Genomic DNA, 26,799 nt, shown 5'->3' with positions numbered 1-26,799 from the left:
ACGTGCCCCACGGTGTTCCTATTGGCAATCACACTCGCCGCCATCCTCATGTTCTGGCAGTGATAGTTAATGCCTCTGGGTCCTGGTTCAGCACCCCGCCGCCGCAAATCTCGAGCATCGGCACCAGCGCGGCCCCGAGCCTTGCATCGCCGATTCCGTCCGTGGCGCTGTTGGGGACGTAGCGCAGGCCGGCGGCGGTGTATTCGATCTCGCCCTTGTCGTACCAGCCGGTCGGCGGGCTGACGAGCATCTGGATCCGCATCCGCCAGCCATCCTCGGTCTGTTCGGTCTGCTGGCGCAGGCCCTGGGCGGGCAGGCGGGGCAGGAGGCAGGCATAGGCCGGCCCGGGTCCGCGCCGCGTGACCTCCATCACCCGCGGCGCAGGCTTGTGGGGCAGGGTGCAGCCGGCCAGACTCGTCACAAGAATCGCGATTGCAAGACGCATCCTCCTGCTCCCGCGTTGATCGCCCCCTGCGCAAGACTAGCATGCGGGCGCCAGTCCGGCTGCGGGAATCGCTGAAACCGGTTAAGCCACTCGGGAGCGGAAGCGCGCAGGTCGGGTGGGGACGGCCGTGGGCGCCGACCGAGGCTTCCGTGACGTCAGAATGCCGCGCAAAAGCGGAAAACCCCACACTGTCATGAGACTGTTACAAACCTGTCACAAAAGGCCAACGTGTGTTGCATACACGCCAAGCGAGGCCGTCGGGGAGCGACGGTCCAGACAAATCCACTGCCTTGGAGAACACATATGTCTCTCGTGAAGCTGACCGCCTCCGCTCTGGCGATCGCGGCCGTTTCGGCCACCGCCGCCGCTGCCCGTGACAACGTTCAGGTCGCCGGTTCCTCTACCGTTCTGCCTTATGCGTCGATCGTTGCCGAGGCCTTCGGCCAAAACACCGACTTCCCGACCCCGGTCGTCGAGTCGGGTGGATCCTCCGCTGGCCTGAAGCGTTTCTGCGAAGGCGTGGGCGAAAACACCATCGACGTCGCCAACGCTTCGCGCAAGATCCGCGACAAGGAAATCAAGGCCTGTGCCGAGGCCGGCGTGACCGACATCATCGAGGTCCGCATCGGCTATGACGGCATCGTCTTTGCCTCGCAGCAGTCCGGTCCGGCCTTCACCGCCTTCACCCCGTCCGACATCTTCAACGCCATCGGCGCCAAGGTGCTGAAGGACGGCGCGATCGTCGACAACAGCTACACCAGCTGGTCGGACTTCAACGCCGACCTGCCGGATGCCGAGATCGCCATGTTCATCCCCGGCACCAAGCACGGGACCCGCGAAGTCTTCGAAGAAAAAGTCCTGCTCATCGGCTGTGAAGAGACCGGCGCGATGAAGGCCATGGTCGATGGCGGCATGTCCGAGGACGACGCCGAGGACGCCTGCCTCGCGGTGCGCACCGACGGCAAGTCGGTCGATATCGACGGCGACTACACCGAGACGCTCGCCCGGATCGACGCCAACACCAACGGCATCGGCGTGTTCGGCCTGGCCTTCTACGAGAACAACACCGACAAGCTGAAGGTCGCGACCATGTCCGGCGTCCGGCCCTCGACCGAGACCATCGCCTCCGGCGAATACCCGGTGTCGCGTCCGCTCTTCTTCTACATCAAGAAGGCGCATATCGGCGTCATCCCCGGCCTGAAGGAATACGCCCAGTTCTTCATCTCCGACGAACTGGCCGGCCCCTCCGGTCCGCTGGCCCAGTATGGCCTCGTCTCCGACCCCGAGCTGGCCGCCACCCAGGCCGCCGTCGAGGCCGAGAAGACCATGGGCGACAGCATGTAATCGCGGCCCCGGGCCCGTTCTCAAAAGGGGGGCGGCATATTCCGCCGCCCCCTTCCTCTCTTAGGACCTTTTCCACACCGAAACCGGGAACACGGGGGACCCATGCCGATATTCTGGATACTGCTGATCGTGCTCGCGATCGCGGCGATCGGCTACGTCGCCGGTCGCGCGCGCGCGCTGGCAAGCGCAGGGGGCGACATCCGCGCGTTGCACTCGCTGCCGAGCTATTACGGATGGAACGCGGCGATCAAGGCGATGGTTCCGGCGTTCCTTCTGATCATCGTCTGGCTGATCGTGCAGCCGATCTATGTGAGTTCCGTCGTCTCGGGCATGCTCTCCGACGGGGCGATCCCCAACAGCTCGTCCCGCGGGCTGGTCATGGCGGAGGTGCGCCGGGTCGCCGAGGGGCTCGACAATGCCGTGGCCGCCGGCGTGATCGGGGAGGACGCCGCCCGCAGCGCGAGGGCCGACGTCATCGACATTACCCAACGCCTGAAGGATGCCGGACAGATCGTCACTTCGCAGATCACCCAGCCGGTGCTGCGCGCCGCCCAGCACTTCCGGATCATGCATTCGACCGGGAACATGATGATGACCGTCGCGGCACTGGCGCTCGCGGTGCTCGGTGCGCTCTGGGCGATCCGGGAGAACCGGGCCGAGTTTCGCGCCCGCAACATCGTCGAGACGTCGGTGCGGATCCTGCTGATCTCCGCCGCCTCGATCGCCATCCTGACCACGATCGGAATTGTCCTCTCGCTGGTCTTCAACACGCTCGAATTCTTCCGCCTCTATCCGGCGTCGGACTTCTTCTTCGGCCTGACATGGTCACCGAGCTTCTCCGGACGCGGCGGGTCTTCCCAGCTCGGCGTGCTTCCGCTGCTCTGGGGCACTTTCTACATCTCCGTCGTTGCGCTCGCGGTGGCGGTGCCGATCGGGCTGTTTTCGGCGATCTACCTTTCCGAATACGCGTCGCCGCGGGTCCGCGCCATCGCCAAGCCGATGCTCGAGGTGCTCGCCGGCATCCCGACCATCGTCTACGGTCTGTTCGCGCTGCTGACCGTCGGCCCGCTGCTGCTCTCCGTCTTCGGAGCGGACGGCCTGGGCTGGATGAAGGCAGGCACCGCGGTGATGACCGCGGGGCTCGTCATGGGCGTGATGCTCATCCCCTTCGTCTCCTCGCTCTCCGACGACATCATCAACGCGGTTCCGCAATCGATGCGGGACGGTTCCTACGGCCTTGGAGCCACCAAGTCAGAGACGATCCGGCAGGTCGTCCTGCCGGCGGCGCTGCCGGGGATCGTCGGCGCCATCCTGCTGGCGGCCTCGCGCGCCATCGGCGAGACGATGATCGTGGTGCTGGGGGCCGGCGCGGCCGCGCGGCTCAGCCTCAACCCGTTCGAGGCGATGACCACGGTGACCGCCAAGATCGTCTCCCAGCTTACCGGTGACGCCGATTTCGCCTCACCCGAGGCGCTGGTCGCCTTTGCCCTCGGCATGACGCTCTTCGTCCTGACGCTGGGGCTCAACATCCTCGCCCTCTACATCGTGCGCAAATACCGGGAGCAGTACGAATGACCGACGCCAGCCTTCACGGGGCCGCTCCGCGCAAGGGACGCTCGATCCATCAGATCGACGCGCGCACCCGGCGCCGCAACGCAACGGAGGCTAGGTTCAAGGCCTGTGGAATCGCCGCGATCGCCATCGGCCTGTTTTTCCTGGTCGTGCTCGCCGTCGCGATCATCCGGAACGGAACGCCCGCCTTCACCCGCACCGTCGTCGAGGTGAATTTCACCCTGACGCAGGCGCAGTTCGACGAGGCCGAGAGCCAGCTCTTCAAGACCAAGGCCTACTCGGGCTTCTTCAACTCGGCACTTGCGGATCAATTGACGCAGCAGGGCATCGAGGTCGCGTTCGACGAGGCCTCGATCGAGCGCCTGATGGGCAAGGTCGGTAACGCGATCCGGGAACACTACACCGCACATCCGGGTGACCTCGACGCACCCGTGACCTTCAACCTGCCGACATCCTCGCGCGTCGACGGCTATTTCAACGGCCGCGTGAAGCGTGAGACCCTTCAGGACAGCCGCTTCCTGGAGGCCACGGATCTCGACCTCGCCGACCAGTTGAAGGCGGCGGGCATCATCAAGTCCGAGTTCAACTGGCCCTTCATCACCGGCGCCGATTCGGGCGTCGACAACCCGGGCGGGGCAGGGATCGGCGCCTCGGTCGTCGGCTCCTTCTTCATGATGCTCGTGGTGCTCGGCCTCTCGCTGCCGATCGGCGTTGCCGCCTCCATCTATCTCGAGGAATTCGCACCGCAGAACTGGATCACCGACCTCATCGAGGTGAATATCTCGAACCTGGCCGCGGTGCCGTCGATTGTCTTCGGCATCCTCGGTCTCGCGGTCTTCATCCAGTTCATGCATCTTCCGCAATCGGCGCCGCTGGTGGGCGGGCTGGTACTGACGCTGATGACCCTCCCGACGATCATCATCTCGACCCGCGCCTCGCTGAAATCGGTGCCGCCCTCTATCCGCGACGCGGCGCTCGGGGTAGGGGCCTCCAAGATGCAGGCGGTGTTCCACCACGTCCTGCCGCTGGCCATGCCCGGCATCCTGACCGGCACGATCATCGGCCTGGCGCAGGCGCTCGGCGAAACCGCACCGCTCCTGCTGATCGGCATGGTGGGTTTCGTCGCCCGGGGCTATCCGGACGGCTTTCTTGACGGGTTCGTCGAACCCAACTCGGCGATGCCGGCGCAGATCTATACCTGGGCCGCCCGCGCCGATCAGGCCTTTTACGACAAGGCCTGGGGCGGCATCATCATCCTGCTGATCTTCCTTCTGACGATGAACATCATTGCCATCATCCTCCGCCGTCGCTTTGAGCGTCGCTGGTAACCGGGGAGACCGAAACCATGAACGACATGCGACCCATGGAGCGCAAAGTGGACACCAAGGAAATCAAGTTCGACTGCCGGAACGTGCAGGTCTATTACGGCGACACGCAGGCGATCAAGAACGTCGACGTCAAGCTCGAGGACCGGACCGTGACGGCCTTCATCGGACCATCGGGTTGCGGAAAGTCCACGTTCCTGCGCTGTCTCAACCGGATGAACGACACGATCGACATCTGCCGCGTCGAGGGCAACCTGCTGCTCGATGGCGAGGATATCTATGACCGGCGCGTCGACCCGGTGCAGCTCCGCGCGAAGGTGGGGATGGTGTTCCAGAAGCCGAACCCGTTCCCGAAATCGATCTACGACAATATCGCCTATGGACCCCGGATCCACGGGCTTGCGAGGAACAAGGCGGATCTCGATGATATCGTTGAGAAATCCCTTCGGCGTGGGGCGATCTGGGACGAGGTGAAGGACCGGCTCGACTCGCCGGGGACGGGGCTCTCGGGCGGGCAGCAGCAACGGCTTTGCATCGCCCGCGCCGTAGCCACCGAACCTGAGGTCCTGCTGATGGACGAGCCCTGTTCGGCGCTCGACCCGATCGCGACCGCGCAGGTCGAGGAACTGATCGACGAGTTGCGCGAAAATTTCTCGGTGGTTATCGTCACCCACTCGATGCAGCAGGCTGCGCGCGTCAGCCAGAAGACCGCTTTCTTCCACCTAGGCAGCCTGGTGGAATTCGGCGAAACCGGCGCGATCTTCACCAATCCGAAGGATCCGCGCACCGAGAGCTACATCACCGGCCGGATCGGCTAAGGGGAGACCGGACACATGGTTATGGACAAGACCGAGCAGCACATCACCCGGGCCTACGACCGCGACCTCGAGGCGATCCAGGCGCATATCATGAAGATGGGCGGCCTCGTCGAGGCGGCAATCCTCGATGCGGCCAATGCGCTGGCGACCCGCGACGAGGAACTGGCCGAGAAGGTACGCAGTTCCGACCGCGCCGTCGACGAGCTGGAAGCGATGATCCAGTCGCAGGCGGCGCTGACCATCGCCGAGCGGCAGCCGATGGCCTTCGACCTGCGCACCATCCTCGCGGTGATGAAGATCGCTTCCAACCTAGAGCGGATCGGCGACTATGCCAAGAACATGGCCAAGCGCACCAGCGTTCTGGTGCAGATGAACCCGATAGAGGATGGAGGCAGCGCCACGCGGCGGATGGCCAAGATGGTCGAGGTGATGCTGAAGGACGCGCTCGACGCCTTCGTGCAGCGTGACCCGGAACTGGCCGAGGACGTGCGCCAGCGCGACCTCGAGGTGGACCAGATGTACAATTCGCTGTTCCGCAACTACCTCACTTACATGATGGAAGATCCGCGCAACATCACTGCCTGCATGCATCTGCATTTCATCGCCAAGAACATCGAGCGGATGGGCGACCACGTGACGGCGATCGCCGAGCAGGTGATCTATCTCGCGACCGGCGTCGTTCCGGACGAGAACCGGCCCAAGGCGGACCGCACCTCAGTCGAGACGGGCGAGGGGGTCTAGATGTCGCCTTCGGACCAGCCGAGAGTGCTTGTGGTCGAGGACGAGCCCGCACAGCGGGAAGTCCTTGCCTACAATCTGGAGGCCGAGGGATTCCATGTCGACAAGGCCGGGAACGGCGAAGAGGCGCTTCTTCTCGTCGAAGAGGATGCGCCCGACGTCATTGTCCTCGACTGGATGCTGCCGAACGTCTCGGGCATCGAGATCTGCCGGCGCCTGAAGACCCGTCCTGACACCCGCAACGTGCCGATCATCATGCTCAGCGCCCGGTCCGAGGAAGTGGATCGGGTGCGGGGGCTCGAGACCGGCGCCGATGACTACGTGGTGAAACCTTATTCGGTGGCCGAGCTGATGGCGCGGATCCGGGCGCAGTTGCGCCGGACCCGGCCGGCCAGCGTCGGCGAGCGGCTCGTCTACGAGGACATTCTGCTCGATGCCGAGACCCACAAGGTTTTCCGAGACGAGAAGCTCCTGAAACTTGGGCCGACCGAATTCCGGCTGCTCAGCACCTTCATGGAAAAGCCCGGTCGGGTCTGGAGCCGCGAACAGCTCCTCGACCGGGTCTGGGGCCGGGACATCTATGTCGACACCCGCACGGTCGACGTCCATATCGGACGGCTTCGCAAGGCACTCTGCCAGCATGGCGGCGAGGATCCGGTGCGCACGGTGCGCGGTGCCGGCTACGCGCTCGGCTGACTGGCACGCTCCGTTACTTCAACTGGCTGTCCTTGCTGCCGCGGCGATTGATCCCGCCGCGCTGCGTATAGGCAGAATCGCGTTCCTGCTGGCAATCGATACAGAGCTTGACGCCGGGCAGGGCGGCCCGCCGAGCCTCCGGGATCGGCTCCTCGCATTCCGCGCAATGGGTCAGGCTCTCGCCAACCGGTTGCCGTCGTGCCTTCATCCGGGACAACTCGTCCTGGATTGAATCCTCGATCTGTTCGCTCACCGCGCCATCGCGCGCCCAACCTCCAGCCATGCCGAGCCTCCTTCGACTTGAGAGGGTGACAGCAAATCCGGTTTCGTTCAATCGAGCGAATGGGCCGGATCGCGCATGGATATCACTGGTGCGAATCCCGAACGGCCCGAGAAAGCCACTGATGCAGCGCCATCTGGACCACGCTCCACGCCACATCGGATATTCCCATAATCGGTATTATGTAAATAAAAGATGTAACGCGCGCCGCGTTCAGATCCTGCGGCGCCATGTCAGATTCGTCTCTCAGGACGTTGAAATTGTTTGGAGATCAGGACTTCCTAACGCCAACCACCTTCTGGTACAGCCCGCCGAAGATCTTCTCCTTGTGCCATTCGAAGGCGTCGCGATCGTCGACATACTCCCAGAGCTCGTTCGTCCAGAGCGCCTTGGCAAAGGGTTCGAGCCATTTGAAGACAAGCCAGATGATCGGTCGCATCGGATGCCACATCACCGGTTCGTGGTAATCGACGAACATCAGCTTGCCGCCCGGCTTTACGTGGCGCGCCAGGTTGTTGGCGATATCACGTTTGTAGTCCTCCGGGACCTCGTGCATCAGGAAGTAGCTGTTGACGACGTCATAGAGCCCGTCGCCCGTCTTGCGGGCATCGCAGATATCCGTGCGGCTCTGCGGCATATGCGCAATCTTGCGGTTCACATGATCGATCTGGACCTGCTGGATATCGCTCACGTGATACTCGCCCTCGGGACCGACTTTCTCGGCCAGGTCCGCGACCAGGCGGCCATAGACCGCCGCCGGCTGCAACACCCGGTCTCCCACGGCGATCTCGTCGCGCGCGGCGCGCATCAGCTTGTTTTGCTGCATCCAGAGGATCACTGCGACGACAGGTTCACGGTCGAGAATTTCCACCATGTTCGGCGCGACATAGGCCCAGGTGTAGACATCCACGAGGTAGTCTGGAAGCGCTGGCGCAGGTGCGCCATCGCATGTGACCGCGATCGACGCCGGGACAACTTCGGCCCTCTCATTCCCCGCAAAATCGACGCTGGCATTCATTACTGGACCCTTTCCATCTGCGGGAGCCTCGCCCCCCTTGAGAGTTTGACGCCCCGCCAAAGCGCCTCCGGAGACCGTGAAACACGGTTGCGGCCGACCCTAACCGCGTTTTTCGGGCCGCAACATGCGGCAAAGCCGAATTTTTCGTAACTTTCCTGCATTTCTGCCTTCTCGACACTGCAAGGCTCTCGCAAGAGCCGATTTCGCCCGAATTCGCGGCCATTTTCGTCCGGGCGTTCGGGAACGGCCGGAGACGATTCGCGTTCGGATATCGGAATCGCGGGTGTTCTTGGCGACGTTCCGCGACCCTCGACAGGTTTCCCATGAGCAATTACAATCAGTTGATTGAACGAACCGAAGACGTCGACATGCATACACACGCCCTCCAGTGCACGCCCTGCCAGGCCATCGCCTGCGGCGCCTTGAGACACTTCTCGCACTGCGTGTGCCCTGCCCCGGCGAGATCCCCGGCATGATCCTTGATTACGTCGAACGGGTGACGTCGCTGACGGAAATGGAGCACGTCTGGACCTATCACCTAGAGGTCATGGCCGCCTACGGTTTCAACCGAGTCCTCTATGGCTTCACCCGGTTCCGTACCGAGCGTTCGCTTGGCGATCCGCAGGACATGCTGGTGCTCACGAACCATGACCGCGACTACATCGAACCATTCCTGAACGAGGGACTGTACCTGAGCGCGCCGATGACGCATTGGGCGCTGAACAATGTCGGGTCGAGCAACTGGCGCGGCACGGCGGCCGCCGCGGCCGAGGGCCGGATGGGCGAGATGGCCCGCAAGGTGTGGGAGTTCAACAAGGTCCACGGGCTCGGCGCAGGCTACACGGTGAGCTTTCTGACCAACTCCCCCCGTGCCAAGGGGGCGATCAGCCTGACCGCGGTGCCGGCCATGGGCTTTGATGCGGCGGACGACATCTGGGCGCGGCATGGGCGCGAGATCGAGGCCATGAGCAACGTTCTGCACCTGCGACTCAGCACCATGCCCAACCCCAACTCCCTGCGCCCGCTGACGCCACGCCAGCGCGAGGTGCTCGAATGGGTGGGCGACGGCAAGACCACGGCCGATACCGCGGAGATCCTGGGATTGACCGCCGCGACCGTCGAGAAGCACCTGCGACTCGCGCGCGAAGCGCTTGACGTTTCGACAACCGCCCAGGCGGTTCTGAAGGCCTCATTTCTTAACCAGATCTTCGTTCTCGAAGACTGAATCGCGCGCTGTTAACCAAAAAAAATTTGCGCAACCTGTCCTTTTAGGTAGGTCGGTCGGGGATTCCGGACTTCCTTAACCAAGCGTAAACTGGCATGATGCGGGTGTTCCGTGAGTGGTGGCAATTGGCCAAGGAACTGTGTGTCGGTGGATGCCTCTCTATTTCGAGGTCATCGGTGCACTCCGGGAAACCGGATGTCGGCCTGCGGGGTGCATTTTCCACCTCGCAGGTCGACGCTTATCCACGAGCTTGGGCATCATCCCCAATGCCCGGTTCGGCATGTGGATTGAAACGACGCAGCTCGCCCGTGCTGCGTCGTTTCTCCTTCGGAGAGGCTGAGCGGTGTGGAGCCCTGCCCCGCGCCCCCAAGGTTTCTTTTATCCGCAGCGCAAAAAAGCGGCCGCGAAGATGCCCTTCGCGGCCGTCTCTCCCGGTTCGGGCATCCATGGTGCCCGAAATCCCGTTCCGGCGCCGGCCCTGAGGCCGGCCGACCGGGTTACTTCTGCATCGCCGCCACTTCGGCCGCGAAGTCTTCCTGCTTCTTCTCGATGCCCTCGCCGACTTCCATCCGCACGAAGCCGACGATCTCGACGCCGGCCTCCTTGGCGGCTTCGGCGACGGTCAGGTCCGGGTTCACCACGAACGCCTGGCCGAGCAGCGTGACCTCGGACATGAATTTCTTCATCCGGCCGACGATCATCTTCTCGATCACCTGCTCCGGCTTGCCGGACTCGCGGGCAATGTCCATCTGGACCTGCTTTTCGTGCTCGACGACGGCCGGGTCGAGATCGGCTTCCGAGAGCGAGGCGGGGTTGGCGGCGGCGATATGCATCGCAACCTGCTTGCCAAACGCCTCGTCACCACCACGGAGCGCGACCAGAACGCCGATCTTGCCGAGGCCGGGCGCCGCGGCATTGTGCACATAGGCAGCGACGGTCTCGCCCTCGACCCTGGCCATGCGGCGCACAGACATGTTCTCGCCGATGGTGGCGATCTTGTCGGTCAGGACCTCGGAGATCGGCTTGCCACCGAGATCGGCAGCCTTCAGCGCCTCGATATCCGCAGCCTCGAGTGCGGCGTCGGCGATGCCGGCGACCATCTCCTGGAACTCGATGTTCTTGGCGACGAAGTCGGTCTCGGAATTGACCTCGACGACGACGCCCTTGCCGCCTGCGACCTTCAGCCCGACAAGCCCCTCGGCGGCGACCCGCCCGGATTTCTTGGCGGCCTTGGCCAGGCCCTTGGTGCGCAGCCAGTCAACTGCGGCTTCCATTTCGCCGTCGGTTTCGGTCAGCGCCTTCTTGGCGTCCATCATGCCTGCGCCGGTCAGGTCGCGCAGTTCCTTCACCAGTTTCGCGGTGATCGCCATCTCTTGGCTCTCCTCGATTGGGGGTCGTGTTGCGGCCCGCAATAACGCGCCGCAGATATAATTTCCGTGACAGTTCCGCGACGCGCGCGGAAATCAGCTCTCGGCCGGGGTCTCTTCAGCGGCGGGCGCCGCGTATGCCGTCTCGCCCTCTTCGGCAGAAGCCTCGAGCGCTTCCTCGACCAGCGCCTCTTCCATCTCGCCCACGTCGATGCCGGCGGCATCCATCTGCGCCGACATGCCGTCGAGCGCGGCGCGGGAGATGAGGTCGCAATAGAGCGCAATGGCGCGGGCCGCGTCGTCATTCCCGGGGATCACGTAATCGACGCCATCGGGCGAAGCATTGGTGTCGACGATTGCGACGACCGGGATGCCGAGCTTCTTGGCTTCGAGGATCGCGAGGTCTTCCTTGTTCACGTCGATGACGAAAAGAAGGTCTGGGACGCCGCCCATCTCGCGGATGCCGCCGAGCGAAGCGGTCAGCTTCTGCTGGTCACGCTCCATGTGGAGGCGTTCCTTCTTGGTCAGGCCCTCGGCGCCCAATGCCATCTGCTCGTCGATCGAGCGAAGGCGGTTGATCGATTGCGAGACGGTCTTCCAGTTAGTCAGCGTGCCGCCCAGCCAACGGTGGTTCATGTAGTATTGCGCGCAGCGCTCTGCAGCCTCGGCGATCGGCTTCTGCGCCTGGCGCTTGGTGCCGACAAAGAGGATCCGTCCGCCCTTGGCGACGGTATCGCGGACCACGGCCAGCGCCTGCTCGAGCATCGGCAGCGTCTGAGTCAGGTCGAGAATGTGAATGCCATTGCGGTCGCCGTAGATATACTCGCCCATGCGGGGGTTCCACCGCTGGGTCTGGTGACCGAAGTGAACGCCAGCTTCCAAGAGCTGACGCAGGGTGAAGTCGGGAAGCGCCATATCCAATCCTTTCCGGTTTCGCGTCCTCGGTGGGGTCATTGAGGGCTCTCGCCCAACCGGCGGACCGACCGGGGATGTCTCCCCCGATGGCCCAGACCCCGCCTGTGAAGTGCGCCGCGCTTAGACCATCCACGCCCCGCGCGCAAGCCCTGCGACTCCGAATTCCTGTCCCGCGCCGCATGAACGATGCTAACGTGCCGAAAAATCAAGGGAGACACCGATGAAGCTGCCCGATTTCCTGATGAACCTTCCATCGCTCGATATCGATTTTCCGGGCGACGTGGTTGAGAGCCGCGCCATCCGGAGCGAGGACGCGCTGCTTGTCTTTTTCATCTTCCATCAGGAATTCGCGCTGCCACCGCACAGCCACGGGGCGCAATGGGGCACGGTCCTTGCCGGCGAGATCGAGCTGACGATCGGCGACGACGTCCGCCGGGTGCGGCCCGGCGACAGCTATGACATTCCCGCCGGTGTGGTCCATTCCGGCAAGATCAGCGCCGGAACCACCGTCATCGACGTCTTTGCGGAAAACGACCGTTACCCGCTCAAGGCCTGAGGCCGCCGACGGGCTCTCCGTCGCAGCGGATTTTTTCTGACAGAAGAAGAGGATGGGCTTGCGCTCGGTCCGGGCGCCGGGTCATCTGGAAGGCATGGATCAGCCACCCGACATCCTTTGCATCGGCTCTGTCCTCTGGGACGTGATCGGGCGCACGCCGCGCTCTATGGCGGTGGGCCATGACGTCCCGGGGCGGATCACCCGGCTGCCCGGTGGCGTGGCGATGAACATCGCAATGGCGCTGGTGCGCGAGGGGTTGCGGCCGGCGCTGCTGACAGTGCTCGGCGAGGATGCCGAGGGGCGCGAGTTGGCGCGAGCAGCCGAACGCATGGGCATGGTGACGGCCCATGTCACCTGGTCTGCCGAACTGCCGACCGATCAGTATATGGCCATCGAGGCGGAGAACGGGCTGGTGGCGGCGATCGCGGATGCGCATTCGCTGGAGCGCGCCGGCGATTCCATCCTCGCTCCACTGGCTGACGGACGGCTCGGCTCGATCGATGCGCCCTTTTCCGGGCTGATCGCGCTCGACGGCAATCTCACCGAGAGCCTTCTCTCAAGAATCGCCGATAACCTGCTGTTTTCCTGCGCCGATCTCCGGATCGCCCCGGCCTCTCCCGGTAAGGCGAGCCGGCTGGTCCCGCTGCTGTCGCACCCGCGGGCGACGATCTATGTCAACCGGATCGAGGCGGGGTTGATCTGCGACAAGAAATTCCCGACCGCCGAGAGCGCGGCGCGCGGCCTGTGCGAGATGGGCGCGCGACGGGTTCTGGTCACCGATGGCGCCGCGCCGGTCGCGGAGGCGGGTGCCGGCGGGATTCGCACCGCCACGCCGCCGGAGGTCACGGTGAACCGGGTTACCGGCGCTGGCGACACCTTCATGGCCGCGCATATCGCCGCCGAGCGCCGCGGCCAGACCGGCATCTTCGCCCTCGAAGCCGCGCTCGGCATCACCGCAGCCTATATATCGGACTCAGGATCGTGACGCTTCCCATTGAATTTTCAACAGAAGTCGCAGAAGCCCGCGTCGAGGGGCGTCCCCTCGTGGCGCTCGAGAGCACGATCATCACCCATGGCATGCCGCATCCGCAGAATATCGAGACCGCGCTGCGCGTCGAGGCGGAGGTGCGCGCGGCGGGTGCCGTGCCGGCGACCATCGCGGTGCTCGCGGGGCGTCTCCATGTCGGTCTGGAGCCGGCTGCGCTCGAGGCGCTGGCCCGCGCGACGGACGTGGCCAAGCTCAGCCGCGCCGACTTCGCTATCTGCCTCGCGCGCGGCGGCACTGGCGCGACGACCGTCGCGGCAACGATGATCGCGGCGCGGCTCGCGGGGATCGGCACCTTCGCGACCGGCGGCATCGGCGGGGTGCATCGCGGTGCGGAGAATAGTTTCGACATCTCCGCGGACCTTCAGGAACTGGCGCGGACGCCCGTGACCGTGGTCTGCGCCGGGGCCAAGGCGATCCTCGACCTGCCCAAGACTTTCGAAGTCCTGGAGACTCTCGGCGTTCCCGTCATCGTCCACGGACAGGACGAGATCCCCGCTTTCTGGTCCCGCAGTTCCGGCCTCCCCGCGCCGCTGCGCCTCGACAGCGCCGCCGAGATCGCCCGTGCCCAGGCAATGCGCAGCGCGCTCGGCCTTCCCGGCGGCCAGCTCGTGGCCAACCCGATCCCGGTGGCCGACGAGATCCCGGCCGACATCCTTGCCCCGGTCATCGCACAGGCCCAGGCAGATGCCGCAGCACAGGGCATCGCCGCCAAGGCGGTCACACCTTTCCTGCTCGGCCGCATTTTCGAGCTGACCGAAGGGCGGTCTCTCGAGGCCAACATCGCGCTGGTGCTGAACAATGCGCGGCTGGCCGCGGAAATCGCCCGGGAAATGACCGTTGACGCCTGACATTCTCGCGTCCGGCCGCGCGGCGCTCTTGCACCGGACCCGCCGGCTTCATAGCTTCCCGACGAAGCCCCTGGTGCGCCGATGAACAAAGACGACAAGCCGACCGCCCTGCCCGATCCGCATCCGCACCGCCGCAGGCCCGGCGTGCTCGCAACCTTTCGCGCCTCGTTCCTCACCGGCCTCGTGGTCATCGCGCCGGTCGGGCTGACCGTCTGGCTGATCTGGACCGTGGTCGGCTGGGTCGACAGCTTCGTGCTGCCCTTCGTTCCCGACCCTTACAAGCCCGAGACCTTCTTCAAGCAGATCTTCGGCGAGGACACGACGGTCAATGTCCGCGGCGTTGGCGTCGTCTTCTTCCTGATCTTCACCGTCGTCATCGGCTGGATCGCCAAGGGCGTCATCGGACGCTCGCTGATCGACTGGGCCGAAGGGCTCGTCGACCGCATGCCGATCGTGCGCTCGATCTACAATGGCGCAAAGCAGATCGCCGAGACGGTCTTTGCCCAGACGGAAAACAACTTCGACAAGGCCTGCCTGATCCAGTATCCGCGCGAAGGCCTCTGGGCCATCGCCTTCGTTTCCACCTCGGCCAAGGGCGAGATCGACCGCCGGGTGCCGCATGACGAGCGCATCCTGTCGGTCTTCCTGCCGACCACCCCGAACCCGACCTCGGGCTTCCTGCTCTTCGTTCCCGAGCGTGACATCATTTATCTCGACATGTCGGTCGAGGACGCCGCCAAACTGGTGATCTCGGCAGGCCTAGTCTACCCGAACGGAAAAACCGCCGACGGCAAGGAGATCACCCCGCCACCGACGCCGGACGGCATTCCCGTGGCCGTCGAGGCGGAGCGCCAGCGCGACAAGCTCGGCGCCTGAGGCGACGCCAGCCTCCTTCCTATCCGAACATCTCCTCGAGATCGACGCTGCCACGGACATTCAGATCCTGCTTGTGCGCGGCGAGAAACCGGTCCGCGGCGGCGCGTCCGGCCTCCTTCAGGCGCGCCAGCAGCATCGGCGACGGAATGATCTTGGTGGCCACCGAAAGCTCCCGCATGAAGTCGTCATCGGCGACCATGTGGACGAGCACCCTGCGCATCTGGCCCGGCCCGACCCGTCCCTCGGCGATCAGTTCCTGCACGAACTGAATGGCGCGAAGTTCACGCAGAAGCGAAGAATTGAAGCTTATCTCGTTGATCCGGTTCTGAATATCAATTGCGGCCTTCGGCACGTCCGGGCGGAAGAGCGGATTGATATTGACGATCAGGATGTCCTCCGGCAGGTCGCGCCGGAACAGCGGAAAGAGCGCGGGGTTCCCGGTATAGCCGCCATCCCAATAGGCTTCGACCTCACCGGTCCGCGGCGACTCGATCTCGACGGCCTTGAAGATCGAGGGCAGGCAGCCCGATGCCAGGATCGCCTCGGTTGAGATCTCGTCTCCGGAAAAGACTCGGATCTTGCCGTTGTGGACATTGGTCGCCGAGACGAAGAAGGCCGGTCCGGTCTCTGCGCAGACCCGGTCAAAGGAGAAACGCCGGACGATCCGTTCCAGCGGGTTCGAATAGAAGGGCCCGTAGGCATAGGGGCTGACGACCCGGCTCGCCATGTCCGACAACGTGAAGAGCGCCGAGCCCTCGATGGCGGCCGCGTAGATCTCGTTCGGCGGCGCGAAAGGCGCGAACCAATGGGTGAGGCGCAGGTCCTGCACCCCGGCCACCTGCTGCCAAAGCCAGTCGAGATTGGCCTTGGCGGCAGCACGGTCCTGCCCCGACCCGTCGGCCACGAGCCCCGCCTTCAGCGCCGCTCCGTTGAGCGCGCCGGCCGAGGTGCCCGAGATCCCCGCGATCTCGACATCCTCTTCCTCCAGCAGCCGGTCGAGCACGCCCCAGGTGAAGGCGCCATGCGCACCTCCACCCTGCAGCGCGAGGTTGATCCGCTTCATCGCCACGTCCTTCTTCTGCTCGGAAACATCCCGGGGGAGTCGCGGCTTCTACCGCGATGGGGACAGCGCCCCCCTATCCTGCCCGGCTCAGAGCGCCGTCCAGCCGCCGTCGACGCTGATCGTCGTGCCGGTGATCTGTTCGGCCGACGGTGAGCAGAGGAAGACGACCGTGCCGCCGATCTGCTCGACGGTGGCGAATTCCTTCGACGGCTGCCGCTCGAGCATGACCTTCTTGATCACGTCCTCGCGGCTCATGTCGTATTCCTTCATCGTGTCGGGGATCTGCGCCTCGACAAGCGGTGTCAGCACGTAGCCCGGGCAGATCGCGTTGGCGGTGATCGGCTCCTGAGCTGTCTCCAGCGCCACCACCTTGGTCATGCCGACAATGCCGTGCTTGGCCGAGACATAGGCGGACTTGTAGGGCGAGGCGGTCAGCCCGTGTGCCGAAGCGATGTTGACCACCCTGCCCCATCCGGCCCTGCGCATCATCGGCAGCGCGGCGGCGGTGGTGTGGAAGGCGGAGCTGAGGTTGATGGCAATGATCGCGTCCCACTTTTCGACAGGGAACTCGTCGATCCCGGCCACGAACTGGATGCCCGCGTTGTTGACCAGAATATCGCAGGCGCCGGCCTGTTCGATCAGCGCGCGGCATTCCGCGCCCTTCGACATGTCGGCCTTGATATAGCGCGCCTTGGTGCCGGTCTCCTTGGCGATCTTCTCGGCCAGCGCGTGGTCCTCCTCGGTGTCGGTGAACGAATTGAGCACGACATCCGCGCCCGCCCGCGCCAGTTCCCATGCCACGCCGAGCCCGATGCCCGAGTTGGAGCCGGTGATGATGGCGGTCTTGCCTTCTAACGACATGTCTTTCTCCCCGATTGGTGTGAACTCAGAGTCCATATATATGCTGCGAATGCAAAATGAAGCGACGACATGGGTGACGCTCGCCGCGCTTCCAGAAGATGCGAACGGGAACCAGATCCGACGCGCGCGAAGCGCGGCGCATCATTCACAAGCCGCCCAATCTGGCGCCGCATCCCGGGAAAACGCTCAAAAAAAACGCCCGCACAAGGCGGGCGTCAAGTCATTGAGGCAGGTTTCATACAGGCAAGAAACCTATCGAGCAGTGATTTCAATATACGCAATCCCACGCCGGACGCCAAGTTAAAAGTTTGAAATACTTGGCTTGCAGGGCTAGGCTCGGCCCCAAGAATACAAGGGCAGAGAGGGATTGTTGCCGAAATGCGACCGTATTTGTTCGCCGCGATTCGGGTCGGAGCCTGCAGCGCGCTGTTGACACTCACGCAGGGATTCGCCGCCGCCGAGCCCATGCACGGCATTGCTATGTATGGTGATCCGGCCCTGCCGCCGGATTTCACCGCGCTTCCCTATGTCAATCCCGACGCGCCGAAGGGCGGGCGGATTACGCTCTCGGAGGTCGGCAGCTTCGACAGCCTTAACCCCTTCATTCTCAAGGGGCGTTCGGTCTATGGCCAGCGGAATTACGGCTACGAGAGCCTGATGGGCCGCAACTGGGACGAGCCCTTCACGCTTTACGGCCTGCTGGCCGAATCGATCGAAACGGGCCCGAATCGGGAATGGGTCGAGTTCACCCTGCGCCCAGAGGCCCGGTTCTCGGACGGCTCGCCGGTGACCGTCGAGGACATCCTGTGGTCGTTCGAGACGCTCGGAACGCTTGGCCATCCGCGCTACCAGGGCGCCTGGGACAAGGTGGAGACCGCCGAGGCGGTGGATGAGCGCACCGTCCGCTTCACCTTCAACACCGAGGACAATGAACTCCCGCTCATCCTTGGCCTGCGCCCGATCCTGAAGAAGTCCACCTATGATGACCGCCCCTTCGACGAGAGCTCTCTCGAGCCCCCGGTCGGATCGGGGCCGTATGTCATCGCGGATTTCGAGCCGGGGCGCTTCGTCGTGCTGAAGAAGGATCCCGACTGGTGGGGCGCCGACTTGGCCTTCAACCGGGGCCAGCACAATATCGACGAGATCCGCTACGAGTGGTTCGGCGATGGCGATGTTGCCTTCGAGGCCTTCCGCGCCGGCGAGATCTCCTCGAACCGCGAGGGAAACCTCGCCAAGTGGAAGACCTCCTACGATTTCCCGGCCGTTCGTTCCGGCGAGATCGTGCTCTCCGAGATCCCGCACCAGCGTCCCGGTGGCATCCGGGGACTTGTCATGAACACGCGTCGGGCGCCCTTCGACGACTGGCGGGTGCGCGACGCGCTGATTCATGCCTTCAACTTCGAATTCATCAACGACGCGATCAATGGCGGCGAGGAGCCGCGCATTACCTCCTATTTCGTCAACTCGGTGCTCGCCATGTCGGACGGGCCGGCGGAGGGTAAAGTGCGCGAATTGCTGGAGCCGTACGCGGACGAGCTTCTGCCCGGCGCGCTGGAGGGCTATGCCCTGCCCGTCTCCGACGGCACCGACGCCAACCGCCGCAACACGCGCGCGGCGCTGAAGATCCTCGCGGAAGCCGGCTGGAGCGTGCAGGACGGCGTGATGAAGAACGCTGCCGGTGAATCGCTGGAGTTTTCCATCCTGCTGCGCTCGGGCGCGACCCAGGAGACGAACATCGCGGAACTCTACGCCGAGCAGCTCAAGCGCATCGGTGTGGTGGCGCATCTGGAAACGGTGGATTCGGCGCAATACAAGGAACGCACCGAAGCCTACGATTTCGACATGGCTTATTACATCCGGCTGATGTCTCTCAGCCCCGGCAACGAGCAGATCCTCTACTGGGGCAGCGAGGGCGTGACCAAGTCCGGCACGCGGAACTGGATGGGGATGAACTCGCCTGCCGCCGAAGCGATGATCGACGCGCTGCTGAACGGCGAGACGCAGGAGGATTTCCGGGCCGCTGCCAAGGCTTTGGACCGCGTTCTTACGACGGGACGTTATGTGATCCCGATCTGGTATTCGCCGGTGAGCAGGCTCGCCCACAAGGCCGAACTGACCTATCCCGTGGGCAAGACCCAGATGTATGGCGACTGGATCGGTTTCCAGCCGGACGTCTGGTGGATCGAGGAGTAAACAGGCGGCCCCAATACCGGAATCGGAAACGCCACGGATCCGACGATCCGTGGCGCTATGTTTTCGTGAATGGAGGTCCCGTGATGGAACGACTCTCCGCCCGGCAAGGCGTCAGGCGATCGCCATCGCATCGCCGTAGATGGTCTGATACCCCATGTCTTCCAGCGCAGCGACCGTCATGTCAGAAACGAACTCATTGGAACCGAGCGACGGTGACATAACGTCTGTGCCAAAAGTGCCCTGATCCCAGTGGAACCCGTCGCTCGTCACTGGAACGCCCAAAAGTGAGAATTCATCAAGCAGGGCGAGATCTGCGAAGTCACCTGAATTGTAGGCTTCGATCGCATTGTCGCCCACGAACCGGAGTTCTCCCCCGATGGTCTCAGTCAATCCTGTCTTGTACCAGGTCGTCCCGAAACCGAGCGCATGCAGCATTTCATGGAAGATCGCATCTTCGAATTTTCCGCTGCTGAGCATGTAGTCGACATCCACTGCATCGACCTGCACCGCGCTCATCACAGGAAGTTTCGTGTCGTCGGTCCGAAGCTGGATCCAGCCACCCTGTGCGAGAGCACCACCGGAACCGTCGATGTTGACTTGGCTGACCTGGATAACGATATCGTCGATCCCGTTGAAACTCGGGATATCGGCCGTGATGACGTCGCAAAGATATTCGGCGACGCTGATTATCGTGGCTTTCGCCTCTGCCACCCAGGTGCCACTGATATCGAGCTCGATGTTGAATCCATCCGGGTTATCCATGCCCGCGACGTAGTAACCCGGATCGCTCGATCCGGGGTTGGTTTCAACCGTTCCGGTGTCAGTCGTGGTGTCGCCCGTTGTTCCACCGGTGTCGGTCGTGGCGCCGCCGGTATCAGTCGTCGTGTCGCCCGTCGTGCCACCGGTGTCGGTCGTGGTGTCTCCGTCCGTCGGCTTGACCTTTTCACGGCCGACAGCCTTGCCGGGGTTGTCCTTTGTCGGCTTGACGTCGGCAAAGATTCCACCGGTATCCGGTGTTTCATCGACCTGGTTGTCAGGCGTGTCGACGTCGGTGCTCCGGTCGTAGCCCAGTAGCGTTCGAGGGACCGAATGCGCCGCCCCGGTCACCCAAAGGGGATCCACCCCCATAGAATGAGCAAGGTCGATGGGCGGAATGTCGAAATTGAACGCGTCACTCGCCGGTGTGGAGGAAAGGAACTCCCCGAGCGTATCGCCGGCCATCGCCATGTGAGCGAATTGCCAGCCCCATTCATGAGCAGGTCTTGCCATGTCTACCTCGTTTCTGAAGCTGTGAAAACAGCACTCGAGCCGGTTCTAAAGCCGGACTGAGGAGAAACTAGGGCAGAAGGATGGCCGGAATCAACATGTGTTAAAGCGGCCTGTTGGTTTGACTGAAGGACACTCGGCCAAAATGTGTCATGTCTTCGGCAAGGTCCCGCCGACACCTCTTTGGATCGGTCCAGCCTGACGAAATCTGCTTGAAATACAGAAAACCTTTACCGATCGATTTGCGGACGTGATCTTTCTCGATACGCTTCGACGATATCTCAAAAAAAATAGGGAGGGCATTCCTGCCCTCCCCGATTTAGGATATCGTCTGCGACTCAGGCCTTCCGACGGCGGCGCGCAAACCAAGCAGCCCCGAAAAACCCAGACGCAAGGAGAGGCAGGCTAGCGGGCACCGGAACCTCGCCTGTCACCGGCGGGAAGCATCCGATCTGGCCGGGCTCACACTCGCCCTCATAGGTGTAGAGCGAAATGTGCGAGATGTTCGGTTGGTTAGAAACTGGACCAGAGGTCGAGAGAGCTTGCGTGGACCATCCGCCGGACGTTCCGGCAGATAGATCGAGCAGATACACAGCATACTGGTTTGCCCCTTTGATCGCCAGAACGGCGGCCGTGACGGCACCCCAGCTGCTCCCCACCGACCAAGTGCCAGTCTTGGCAGGGTCGTCGTAGGTAAGGGAAAGAATACCTGAGGATCCAGAAGGGGCCTCGACCGAGGCTTCCAAACTCAGATTAAAGCCAAACCAATCATAAGGAGTGTCAAGCTTGTCGTTTCCGCTATTGGCGCCTTCACAGGCAATTGATGTCCAAACATCGGCTGTAGCCGTAAAATCTCCCTCATCACCAAACTGACAAGTCGTAACTGCACTCGCTGTGCCGCCAACCATCGCTGCTACCGCAAAGATCGCGGCGGGCAGTATTGTCTTCATCACTTTTTCAATCATTTCGCCCCCTCGTGACAAACAGTCACAATGCAAATCGAGGGCTGAAAACCAACCCTCCTAAGAATAATGTTATCGTTGCGTTAACACTTTTTCAACTAGAGATTTCCACGAAACCGCCTCGATTCTGCCGCATTCCAAGCACTGGAGGACTTCTGGCCAATCGCCCAGCCGGACGCACGATCAGCATCAATCCACTGACAAAAGGACATTTTTTCTTCAATTAGTCAGTCAACTGGTCACAGGAGGGCTCTTCGACTACGTTAACGACATGCCCGCTTGGGTTGATGAAACGCGTGAACAAACTGTTTCCACATCGACGCCAAACGCCGACGCGAGCGATGAAAAGTCACGAAAGCCTCACCGCGCCGCCCTCGGCTCCGGAAAGGCGACAGGACCGCCCTGCTCCACCCAACCCGTGAACCCTTCACGGATGTGTTCCGCCGGGAACCCCATGTCATCGAGCACCGCCACCGACAGGGCCGACCGCCAGCCGGAGGCGCAGTAGAAGACGAACCGCTTCTGCTGGCCGAAGACGTCCTTGAAATAGCGGCTTTCGGGATCAACCCAGAATTCCAGCATGCCCCTCGGGCAGTGGAAGGCGCCCGGGATGAAGCCCAGCCTCTGACGCTCGCGGAGGTCGCGCAGGTCGACGAAGACCACCTCCGGGTCTCCGACGAGCCCGGTCGCCTCGCCTGCGCTGATCTCGGAAATCCGCGCCCGCGCCCGCGCAACCATCTCCGCAGATGTCACTTTCAAACCTGGCATCGCGCCCTCCCTCGATGTCTCAGGGCTAGCCTCTTCGACAGGGCGCCTCAAGGCTTGCCCCTCCCGGTAGTCTGTCGGCACCCGGTACAAACTGAAAACGGGCCACCGATGTGGTGGCCCGTTTCCTGAAACAAAGTGCTTCTGCGCTGGTCAGCGCTTGGAGAACTGGAAGCTCCGGCGGGCCTTGCGGCGGCCGAACTTCTTGCGCTCGACGACGCGGGAGTCGCGGGTCAGGAAGCCCGCGGCCTTGAGCGACGCGCGCAGACCCGGATCGTAGAGCTGCAACGCCTTGGAGATGCCGTGCTTGACTGCACCGGCCTGGCCGGAGAGGCCGCCGCCCTTGACGGTCGCGACCACGTCGAACTCGCCGACGACGCCGGCAACCTGGAACGGCTGGTTCAGGATCAGCTGCTGCACCGGCCGCGCGAAATAGACTGCGATGTCGCGGCCATTCACCGTCACCTTGCCGGAACCGGGCTTGATCCAGACGCGGGCAACCGCGTCCTTCCGCTTGCCGGTGGCATAGGAGCGGCCGAGTTCGTCGCGCACGGGCTCGCGGTTGACAAGCTCTTCGACGACCGGAGCGGTGCCTTCGGCAACTTCGTTCAGCTCGGCGAGGGATTTGATTTCTTCGACCATGGTCCTCAGCTCCGGGTGTTCTTCTTGTTCATGGACTTGACGTCGAGCACCTGCGGCTGCTGGGCCTCATGCGGATGCTCCGCGCCTGCATAGACGCGCAGATTGGTCATCTGCTGGCGGCTCAGCCGATTGCCCGGCAGCATGCGCTTGACGGCCTGGGTGATCACGCGCTCGGGATACTTGCCCTCGAGGATCTGGCCGGTCGTCCGGGACTTGATGCCACCCGGATAGCCGGTGTGCCAGTAGTTCGGCTTGGCGCGCTTGTTGCCGGTGATCTGCACCTTCTCGGCGTTGATCACGATGACATTGTCGCCCATGTCCATATGCGGGGTGAAGGTCGGCTTGTGCTTGCCACGCAGCCGGTTGGCGACGATCGAGGCGAGACGGCCCAGCACGACGCCCTCGGCGTCGATGATGATCCATTTCTTTTCGATCTCCGCCGGTGTTGCGGTGTAGGTTTTCATCGTCTTGCTCTTTGTTCGGTCGATCGGGGGCGCCGGCGTGCCGTGACCCTCTGGATGGGCCGGTTCTAAGGATTTCATCGAGCGGGTCAAGCGCGAACTTTCCAGAATTTTTGCAGCATTTCAGCACGTTAGAATTATGGTAATATGATACCCCACAATTTTCGCGGTCGCCGGACAGAATTCGGGCCGGGGCGGACTCCGTCACCCCGGCCCGCAGGACCATGTGATCCGGTTCAGCGTCCGACCGACCACCAGCCGCGCCGTTTGGGCGCCGAGGACTCTTCGGCTTCCGGCTCGGTCTTATCCGGAGCCGCTTCGGGCGCCGGGCTTTCGGCCTCCGCGACGGCCACCTCTTCGGCCTCGGCCGTCTCCGCTGCGACGGCCTCGTCCGGGGCGGCAGTCACGGCGTCCGGAGACTCCTCTTCTGCCGTTACCGCCTGTTCGGAAACATCGTCGGCAGACGCCTCTGCCGGTTCCTCGACTGCAGGAGCGGCCTCGCCGGCTTCGGGCGCGGCTGCACCCGCGACGAGTTCGGCCGGTGCGTCATTCCCGGAGTTCCCGTCGGAGTCCGGCTCGGGCGCCGCGTCAGTCTCGTCTTCAGCAGCCTCCGGCGCGGTCTCCTGACCGTCCTCGCCATTCTCGGACGATTTCTTCCTCCGCGACCGCCGCCGCCGCGTGCGGGACGGTTTCTTGTCCTCGGACTCATCATCGCTCTCGGCGGACGCGTCTTCGGACTGCGCCTCATCCGCGCTCTCGGAGGACTGGCCGTTCGACTCGTCGGATTGTCCCTCGTCGCTCGAACTGCCGCCGCGCCGCCGCCGACGACGCCGACGCTTCTTCTTCGGCGAACCTTCGTCGTCCTCCGTGCTTTCGGAGTCCGGTGCCTCAACGACTTGCGTATCGGCGGCGTCTTCCAGTTCCTCTTCGAAATCGGGCATGTCGGACGTATCGACGGAGATCACCGGCGCCGAGGGTTCGGGCACCGAGCGTGTCGCCGTCTTGAACTTCTCGATCGAGAAATCGGGCGGAATGAGGGTGGGATCGGCCTCGACGCGGACGGCCATGCCATACTGCGCCTCGATATGTGCGATGTGCTCGCGCTTCTGGTTCATCAGGAAGTTGCAGATCGCCACCGGCGCCCTGACCAGAACCTCGCGCGATCGCCGCCGGCCGCCTTCTTCCTCAAGCTGGCGCAGGATCTGCAGGCCGATGCTGTCACTGGAGCGCAGGAGGCCGGTGCCGTGGCAGGCCGGGCACGGTTGTGTGGTCGCCTCCAGCATGCCGGGCCGCAGCCGCTGGCGGCTCATCTCCATCAGGCCGAAGCCGGAAATCCGGCCGACCTGGATGCGCGCGCGGTCGGTCTTCAGCTTTTCCTTGAATCGCTTTTCGACGGCGGCGTTGTTCTTGCGCTCCTCCATGTCGATGAAATCGATCACGATGAGCCCCGCGAGGTCGCGCAGCCGGAGCTGGCGGGCGACCTCCTCGGCCGCCTCGAGATTGGTCTTGAGCGCCGTCTCCTCGATCGAGCCCTCCTTGGTGGCCCGGCCGGAGTTCACGTCGATCGCCACCAGCGCCTCTGTCACCCCAATGACGATATAGCCGCCCGACTTGAGCTGCACGACGGGGTTGAACATCGCCGCAAGGTAGCTCTCGACCTGGTAGCGCGCGAAAAGCGGCATCGGTCCCTGGTAGAGCTTCACGTTCTTGGCGTGGGACGGCATGATCATCTTCATGAAGTCCTTGGCCACGCGATACCCGGCCTCGCCCTCGACGAAGACCTCGTCGATGTCGCGGTTGTAGAGATCGCGGATCGACCGCTTTATGAGGTTGCCTTCCTCATAGATCGGCGCCGGAGCGATGCTCTTCAGCGTCAGTTCGCGGATCTGCTCCCAGAGACGCTTGAGATATTCGTAGTCTCGCTTGATCTCAGCCTTCGAGCGCTTGGCGCCCGCAGTGCGAATGATAAGCCCGGCTCCGTCCGGAACATCGATCTCGCTCGCAATCTCCTTGAGCTTCTTGCGATCCACGGCATTGGTGATCTTGCGGGAGATGCCGCCGCCGCGCGCGGTGTTGGGCATGAGCACGCAGTAGCGGCCGGCAAGGCTCAGGTAAGTCGTCAGCGCCGCGCCCTTGTTGCCGCGCTCTTCCTTGACCACCTGCACCAGCATGATCTGCCGGACCTTGATCACTTCCTGGATCTTGTAGCGCCGCATCCTGGGCTTGCGCGGACGGCGGATCTCCTCCTGGACGTCCTCCTCGGCCACCGACTCGATGTCTTGGCCGGGGCCTTCGTCTTCCTCGTCCGCCTCGTCGGCGGACACCGACTCAGCCTCGTCGGACCCTTTCGCGTCCGTATCCGTCGCGCTGTCCTCGGGATCCGCTTGTGCGGCCTCTGCCCCCAACTCCGGCGTGTCCTCGGAAACTGATTCCGGTTCGTCAGCCGGTTCGTCAGCGGGCTGATCGGCCGCAAACTCGCCATCGGGTTGCGCCTCGGCGTCCTCTTCGACAGTCGCGTCCGAGGTCACGATATCGGCCGCCTCATCCTCGAGACGCGCGGCCATCCACTTGCCGGAGTCTTCTTCGGTGTCAGGCTTTTCCGCTTCGGTGTCGGGCGTTTCAGCGTTGGCGGGCTCTTCCGGCGCATCTGCAGCCGGTTCCTGCGCAGCATCTTGCAGCGCATCCGCACCATCCGTCGACTCTTCCGAACCTTCGACCAAGGCGCTGGCGCCGCCATCCGTCTCCGGAGCGTCCTCCACCGGCGCTTCGGCCACCTCCACGGTCACCGGTGCGCTTCCGTCCTCGATCACGTCGACCGGGCGCAACAGCATTTCGGCTTCGGACTCCTCGCCGAAATCGACGACATCCATGCCCTCGATCCCGCCGCTCCGCGTTTCCGCCTCAGCCGCATCCTCACGGCCACGCTGCCGCGACCGCGACCGCCGTCCGCGCGAGCGGGATTTCTTCGGCTCCTCGGCGTCCTCCTCCTCCTCGTCGCGGTTCATCTCCCGCTCCTCGGCAAGCAGCGCCTCGCGGTCCGCTACCGGAATCTGGTAATAGTCGGGATGGATTTCCGAGAAAGCGAGGAAGCCGTGCCGGTTGCCGCCGTAATCGACAAAGGCCGCCTGCAGAGACGGCTCGACCCGCGTTACCTTTGCGAGATAGATATTGCCGGCGAGTTGGCGCTTGTTGACGGTCTCGAAATCGAACTCGTCAACCTTGTTACCGTCCACCACGACAACGCGGGTCTCTTCCGCATGCGTGGCGTCGATGAGCATCTTGTTTGCCATGTAAGTCTTTCGCACCCCGGCGGGGCCAGCGTCCGGTCAGGCGCAGCCAGTCGTTCGGGGCTCTGTGCTGAGGCGGGAACGGCGGGCGTGGCCAAGGGAACAGCGACGCCAGACTGCGTCCTGCCTGCCCTGTCAATGTCCTGCGCGCGTTCCATCGCGGTTCTTCTTCTCCGATGCCGCCACGCATCGCGCGGGGCACCAATCTGCGTGTTTCCGCCCGGGCTT

The 26,799-nt window shown here is 63.5% G+C and carries 25 protein-coding genes; 12 read left to right on the top strand and 13 right to left on the bottom strand.

Translation table 11 applies throughout. The features are described from left to right. Positions 1–46: 46 nt before the first annotated feature. Positions 47–445, bottom strand: a complete 399-nt coding sequence (locus tag EU800_RS00975) for a hypothetical protein (RefSeq protein WP_129627504.1) — start codon at positions 443–445, stop codon at positions 47–49. Between the two features lie 303 nt (positions 446–748). Between EU800_RS00975 and EU800_RS00970 the strand changes: the two genes are divergently transcribed. From EU800_RS00970 to phoB, 6 genes are all read left to right on the top strand, one after another. Then, positions 749–1,789 carry a substrate-binding domain-containing protein gene (locus tag EU800_RS00970; RefSeq protein WP_129627501.1) on the top strand — a complete coding sequence of 347 codons (1,041 nt, stop codon included), beginning with the start codon at positions 749–751 and terminating at the stop codon, positions 1,787–1,789. A gap of 102 nt (positions 1,790–1,891) precedes the next feature. Beyond that, complete coding sequence (pstC, locus tag EU800_RS00965) at positions 1,892–3,364, top strand: phosphate ABC transporter permease subunit PstC (protein WP_129627499.1); 1,473 nt, start codon at positions 1,892–1,894, stop codon at positions 3,362–3,364. Beyond that, a complete protein-coding gene (pstA, locus tag EU800_RS00960; protein ID WP_129627496.1) occupies positions 3,361–4,689 on the top strand; it encodes a phosphate ABC transporter permease PstA in 1,329 nt (442 codons plus the stop codon). Before pstC ends, pstA begins: the two co-directional genes overlap by 4 nt. A 17-nt stretch (positions 4,690–4,706) precedes the next feature. Then, a complete protein-coding gene (pstB, locus tag EU800_RS00955) occupies positions 4,707–5,504 on the top strand; it encodes a phosphate ABC transporter ATP-binding protein PstB (protein ID WP_129627493.1) in 798 nt (265 codons plus the stop codon). Between the two features lie 15 nt (positions 5,505–5,519). Then, a complete protein-coding gene (gene phoU, locus EU800_RS00950; RefSeq protein WP_129627490.1) occupies positions 5,520–6,245 on the top strand; it encodes a phosphate signaling complex protein PhoU in 726 nt (241 codons plus the stop codon). Beyond that, positions 6,246–6,938, top strand: a complete 693-nt coding sequence (gene phoB / locus EU800_RS00945) for a phosphate regulon transcriptional regulator PhoB (protein WP_129627487.1) — start codon at positions 6,246–6,248, stop codon at positions 6,936–6,938. Between the two features lie 13 nt (positions 6,939–6,951). On the opposite strand, the gene EU800_RS00940 is transcribed toward phoB, so the two are convergent. Together EU800_RS00940 and rquA are read right to left on the bottom strand one after the other, a co-directional pair. Then, positions 6,952–7,221 (bottom strand): DksA/TraR family C4-type zinc finger protein, encoded by a 270-nt coding sequence (locus tag EU800_RS00940; RefSeq protein WP_129627485.1) that lies wholly within the window; start codon positions 7,219–7,221, stop codon positions 6,952–6,954. Positions 7,222–7,489: 268 nt separating this feature from the next. Next, positions 7,490–8,236 carry a rhodoquinone biosynthesis methyltransferase RquA gene (gene rquA / locus EU800_RS00935; protein ID WP_129627482.1) on the bottom strand — a complete coding sequence of 249 codons (747 nt, stop codon included), beginning with the start codon at positions 8,234–8,236 and terminating at the stop codon, positions 7,490–7,492. A gap of 472 nt (positions 8,237–8,708) precedes the next feature. Here rquA and EU800_RS00930 point away from each other — a divergent pair, with 472 nt between their 5' ends. Further along, positions 8,709–9,461 (top strand): LuxR family transcriptional regulator, encoded by a 753-nt coding sequence (locus EU800_RS00930; protein WP_129627479.1) that lies wholly within the window; start codon positions 8,709–8,711, stop codon positions 9,459–9,461. A gap of 497 nt (positions 9,462–9,958) precedes the next feature. Here EU800_RS00930 and tsf read toward each other — a convergent pair whose 3' ends face one another. Together tsf and rpsB are read right to left on the bottom strand one after the other, a co-directional pair. Continuing rightward, complete coding sequence (tsf, locus tag EU800_RS00925; protein WP_129627476.1) at positions 9,959–10,831, bottom strand: translation elongation factor Ts; 873 nt, start codon at positions 10,829–10,831, stop codon at positions 9,959–9,961. 93 nt (positions 10,832–10,924) lie between these two features. Next, positions 10,925–11,743, bottom strand: a complete 819-nt coding sequence (gene rpsB, locus EU800_RS00920) for a 30S ribosomal protein S2 (RefSeq protein WP_165354522.1) — start codon at positions 11,741–11,743, stop codon at positions 10,925–10,927. A 220-nt stretch (positions 11,744–11,963) separates the two neighbouring features. On the opposite strand from rpsB, the gene EU800_RS00915 reads away from it, so the two are divergent. From EU800_RS00915 to EU800_RS00900, 4 genes are all read left to right on the top strand, one after another. After that, positions 11,964–12,299 (top strand): cupin domain-containing protein, encoded by a 336-nt coding sequence (locus EU800_RS00915; protein WP_129627473.1) that lies wholly within the window; start codon positions 11,964–11,966, stop codon positions 12,297–12,299. Positions 12,300–12,351: 52 nt separating this feature from the next. Further along, on the top strand, positions 12,352–13,284 hold the full coding sequence (locus EU800_RS00910) for a PfkB family carbohydrate kinase (RefSeq protein WP_242500340.1): 933 nt from the start codon (positions 12,352–12,354) through the stop codon (positions 13,282–13,284). Continuing rightward, positions 13,281–14,195 (top strand): pseudouridine-5'-phosphate glycosidase, encoded by a 915-nt coding sequence (locus tag EU800_RS00905; RefSeq protein ID WP_129627471.1) that lies wholly within the window; start codon positions 13,281–13,283, stop codon positions 14,193–14,195. The genes EU800_RS00910 and EU800_RS00905 overlap by 4 nt, the downstream gene beginning before the upstream one ends. Positions 14,196–14,276: 81 nt before the next feature. Then, positions 14,277–15,071 (top strand): DUF502 domain-containing protein, encoded by a 795-nt coding sequence (locus EU800_RS00900; protein WP_129627468.1) that lies wholly within the window; start codon positions 14,277–14,279, stop codon positions 15,069–15,071. A 19-nt stretch (positions 15,072–15,090) separates the two neighbouring features. Here the strand turns inward: EU800_RS00900 and EU800_RS00895 are convergent, their stop codons facing one another. After that, positions 15,091–16,134 carry a patatin-like phospholipase family protein gene (locus tag EU800_RS00895; protein WP_129627465.1) on the bottom strand — a complete coding sequence of 348 codons (1,044 nt, stop codon included), beginning with the start codon at positions 16,132–16,134 and terminating at the stop codon, positions 15,091–15,093. Between the two features lie 87 nt (positions 16,135–16,221). Then, the gene (locus EU800_RS00890) at positions 16,222–16,995 is read right to left on the bottom strand and encodes a 3-hydroxybutyrate dehydrogenase (protein WP_129627462.1); all 774 of its coding nucleotides are present in this window, start codon (positions 16,993–16,995) and stop codon (positions 16,222–16,224) included. A 378-nt stretch (positions 16,996–17,373) separates the two neighbouring features. Here EU800_RS00890 and EU800_RS00885 point away from each other — a divergent pair, with 378 nt between their 5' ends. After that, complete coding sequence (locus EU800_RS00885) at positions 17,374–19,188, top strand: extracellular solute-binding protein (protein WP_129627460.1); 1,815 nt, start codon at positions 17,374–17,376, stop codon at positions 19,186–19,188. A gap of 111 nt (positions 19,189–19,299) precedes the next feature. On the opposite strand, the gene EU800_RS00880 is transcribed toward EU800_RS00885, so the two are convergent. The 6 genes from EU800_RS00880 to EU800_RS00855 all read right to left on the bottom strand — a co-directional run bounded on the left by EU800_RS00880 (position 19,300) and on the right by EU800_RS00855 (position 26,574). Then, positions 19,300–20,457, bottom strand: coding sequence for a hypothetical protein (locus EU800_RS00880; RefSeq protein WP_129627457.1), 1,158 nt, complete (start codon positions 20,455–20,457; stop codon positions 19,300–19,302). Between the two features lie 335 nt (positions 20,458–20,792). Continuing rightward, complete coding sequence (locus EU800_RS00875) at positions 20,793–21,419, bottom strand: VPLPA-CTERM sorting domain-containing protein (protein ID WP_129627454.1); 627 nt, start codon at positions 21,417–21,419, stop codon at positions 20,793–20,795. A gap of 357 nt (positions 21,420–21,776) precedes the next feature. After that, positions 21,777–22,184: a rhodanese-like domain-containing protein gene (locus EU800_RS00870; RefSeq protein WP_129627451.1), complete on the bottom strand. Its 408-nt coding sequence runs from the start codon at positions 22,182–22,184 to the stop codon at positions 21,777–21,779. Between the two features lie 150 nt (positions 22,185–22,334). Then, the gene (gene rpsI, locus EU800_RS00865) at positions 22,335–22,823 is read right to left on the bottom strand and encodes a 30S ribosomal protein S9 (RefSeq protein ID WP_129627448.1); all 489 of its coding nucleotides are present in this window, start codon (positions 22,821–22,823) and stop codon (positions 22,335–22,337) included. A 5-nt stretch (positions 22,824–22,828) separates the two neighbouring features. After that, positions 22,829–23,287 (bottom strand): 50S ribosomal protein L13, encoded by a 459-nt coding sequence (gene rplM / locus EU800_RS00860; protein WP_129627445.1) that lies wholly within the window; start codon positions 23,285–23,287, stop codon positions 22,829–22,831. Positions 23,288–23,520: 233 nt separating this feature from the next. Then, positions 23,521–26,574: an Rne/Rng family ribonuclease gene (locus EU800_RS00855; protein ID WP_129627442.1), complete on the bottom strand. Its 3,054-nt coding sequence runs from the start codon at positions 26,572–26,574 to the stop codon at positions 23,521–23,523. Positions 26,575–26,799: the final 225 nt, after the last annotated feature.

Origin of the sequence: Tropicimonas sp. IMCC6043 (genome assembly GCF_004146235.1) — a bacterium.
Lineage (GTDB): Bacteria > Pseudomonadota > Alphaproteobacteria > Rhodobacterales > Rhodobacteraceae > Tropicimonas.
Note: the sequence above shows the minus strand (reverse complement) of the source record. Positions and strands in the feature narration are given on the sequence as shown.